Annotated in this window: 3 protein-coding genes; all 3 read right to left on the minus strand. The window is 69.6% G+C overall.

Annotated features, from left to right (window positions below):
- Nucleotides 1–134: 134 nt before the first annotated feature.
- Genes ACFV4F_RS15435 through ACFV4F_RS15445 form a run of 3 tightly spaced genes read right to left on the minus strand, consistent with a single transcriptional unit; the run spans nucleotide 135 to nucleotide 2,330 of the window.
- On the minus strand, nucleotides 135–1,313 hold the full coding sequence (locus ACFV4F_RS15435) for a trypsin-like serine protease (RefSeq protein WP_380446916.1): 1,179 nt from the start codon (nucleotides 1,311–1,313) through the stop codon (nucleotides 135–137).
- 55 nt (nucleotides 1,314–1,368) lie between these two features.
- Complete coding sequence (locus ACFV4F_RS15440; protein WP_380502772.1) at nucleotides 1,369–1,896, minus strand: hypothetical protein; 528 nt, start codon at nucleotides 1,894–1,896, stop codon at nucleotides 1,369–1,371.
- Between the two features lie 47 nt (nucleotides 1,897–1,943).
- Nucleotides 1,944–2,330, minus strand: coding sequence for a hypothetical protein (locus ACFV4F_RS15445; protein ID WP_380502775.1), 387 nt, complete (start codon nucleotides 2,328–2,330; stop codon nucleotides 1,944–1,946).
- Between the last annotated feature and the right edge of the window lie 141 nt (nucleotides 2,331–2,471).

The following is a 2,471-nucleotide window of genomic DNA, read 5'->3' on the forward strand; positions in this document are numbered from 1 at the left end:
CCGCCGCCCCCGGCGGGGCCCCCGACCCCCGCGGGGGGGGGCGGCCGGTTATAAACCCCCACCGCCCCGGCACCCCCACGCTGGGGGCGCCCGCCACCGGGGGTGCCCGCACGCCGCTCCCGTGTGGTGCCGCGTCAGATGGACCAGACCTGGTCCGAGTACTGCGGGATGCAGTCGAACTGGGTCAGCTTCTGCCCGACGGCCGCCGAGCCCGACCAGCCGATCATGCACTTGTTGCTCTTGACGTTGCGCAGCTGGTAGCCACCGGTCACCGGCTCCAGCTTCCACACCTGGTCGACGAACTGCGAGTCGCAGAAGATCTGCTGGACCTCGGCGCCGTTGTCCGGCGTCTGCCACGGCACGTAGGCGCACTTGTCGGACTTGAGGTTGCGCAGCTGGTAGCCGCCGTCGACCTTCTGGAGGTTCCAGACCTGGTCGACGAACTGGTTGGCGCAGCCGACCTGGACGAGGTTGGCGTGGTCCTCCGGCGTCTGCCACGGCACGTAGGCGCACAGGCCGCTGTAGTTGTTCTTCAGCGTGGCCGTGTGCAGGCGGGTGTCGAACACCCAGCCCGCCAGGTCGTCCACCCGGGTCTCCACCGCGCCGGTGCGGGTCTCCGCACCGGAGCCGAGGCAACCGCCCTGCCAGGAGAGGCTGTTGACGCCCGCCAGCTCGACGCCGCCGCCGGCCTTGGCGCGCAGCGCCGGGCCGCCGGTGTCGCCCTTGCAGATCGCGTCCTTGCCGGGCGTCTTGCCGGTGACGGCGACGGTGGTGGCGGTCGAGGACTGCACGGTGAACGAGGCGCTGTGCAGGGTGTTGGGCACCCACTCGTCCTTGGTGCGCCCGTACCCGGCCACCGTCAGCGTCTCACCGGCGGTGGGCGCGGCGCCCACCGCGACGGTCGGGATGCCCTGGGCCGGCTGCGCGAGCTTCACCAGCACCAGGTCACGGTCGGCGCGCGGCACCAGCTCGGTCACCTCGGAGGTGAACCCGCCACCGGTCGTCAGGTCGGTGCGCCCGACCGTCGCGACCGTCTTCAGCTTCGGCGCACCGGCCTGCAGCGCCTGCGGCTGCGCCGGGTTGTCGGCGAAACAGCTGCTCGCCGTCAGCACCCAGTACGAGTCCACGAGCGAACCGGTGCAGGCACGCTGGCCGTTGCCGATGTCCAGCTTGGTGGTGAACGCGTAGGTGCCGTTCGGCACGCCGTCCCCCACCACCGCACTCGCCGTACCCGCACTCACCAGGCTGCCGACCACGGCGGCCGAGGCCAGCATCCCCGTCATCCACGCGGCGCGCGGACGTGAGCGAAACACTATGGAACTCCTCATCAAGATTGTGAACGGTGGATCGATCTGCGTGACCTGAGCCCTACTTGACGAGGGTGGTGGTGATCTCCAGCAGGGTGAACGGGCGCTGCTGCGGGTCGGTGAGCTCACCGATCTTGACCCAGCTCTTCGGCTGCACGTCGTGGATCTTGGTGTCGGTGCCGCTGGCCATGACCAGGTGGGCGGCGTAGCTGTTGGTGCCGATCGTGTAGGCCGACGGCAGCTCCAGGGTCAGCCGGCCCGACGCACCGGTGGTGGTGAAGCAGAAGCGCCCGCCACCGACCGTGTCGGCCTTCGCCAGGTCCCGGGCGTCGACCTCCATCAGGCCGGGACCACAGGACGGGGCGAGGACGATGTTGCCGTCACCGCTCTTCAGCTTGATGCCGCGGTCCTTGAAGATCTGGTCCGCGTTCGGGTAGGCGAAGTCCTCGACGGCCGGCGGCGGCGGAGTGTCGGCCGTGGCCACCGGAGCGACGGCGCCGCCATCGGCAGCGACGGCCCCCACAATGCCGGACACGGCGACCGCGCCGATGATGGTTCCGACGACGGCCATCCTCGCAAGGGAACGCATGTGCAGGACTCCTTGATTCATAGTCGATTTCTTCATTCGAAAGACACTTAGTTGATGGCCCACAGCGCCAGGGCGCCGAAGCCCACGAGCGAAACGAAGAGCTGGGCGAGCATGACGGGCGGTAGCGGGATGTTGTCCGGATCGTCGCTGTCCTGCGCCTCCAGGGTCCGCCGCGCCAGCTCCTTGCGGTGACCGATGACGCCCAACGGGATCGACACCACCGCGCACGAGTACATGGCGAGCACGGCGGCCGGTTCCATGTGCTTCGCGTAGTGGCTGCCGAGCCCGAAGAGCGCCATGGCGACGGGCGCCAACGCGGTACTGATCTGGTGCGACCGGATCGGCAGGGAAGGCACCAGGACCACCCAGAACACCGCCGTCGCCAGAATCGCGAGCCACCACCACGACACCACGCCAAGTCCAAGCGGATACACCGCACACCCCTCACCCGGTCCGTGGGGCCCGCCCTCGAAGCGGGCCCCCCCCCCCAGTCAAATCACCCCCGCGAGGATACACACACGCATATGCTCGGGCCACTAACAACCCACCGCACGCCGCACCCGCGGGGGGCCCCC

It is taken from the genome of Kitasatospora sp. NPDC059722, assembly GCF_042733235.1.
In the GTDB taxonomy this organism is placed as follows: domain Bacteria; phylum Actinomycetota; class Actinomycetes; order Streptomycetales; family Streptomycetaceae; genus Kitasatospora.

Coding starts and splice junctions, on each gene's coding strand:
- ACFV4F_RS15440 (WP_380502772.1), bottom strand. CDS start 1,896: ATGCGTTCCCTTGCGAGGATGGCCGTCGTCGGAACCATCATCGGCGCG.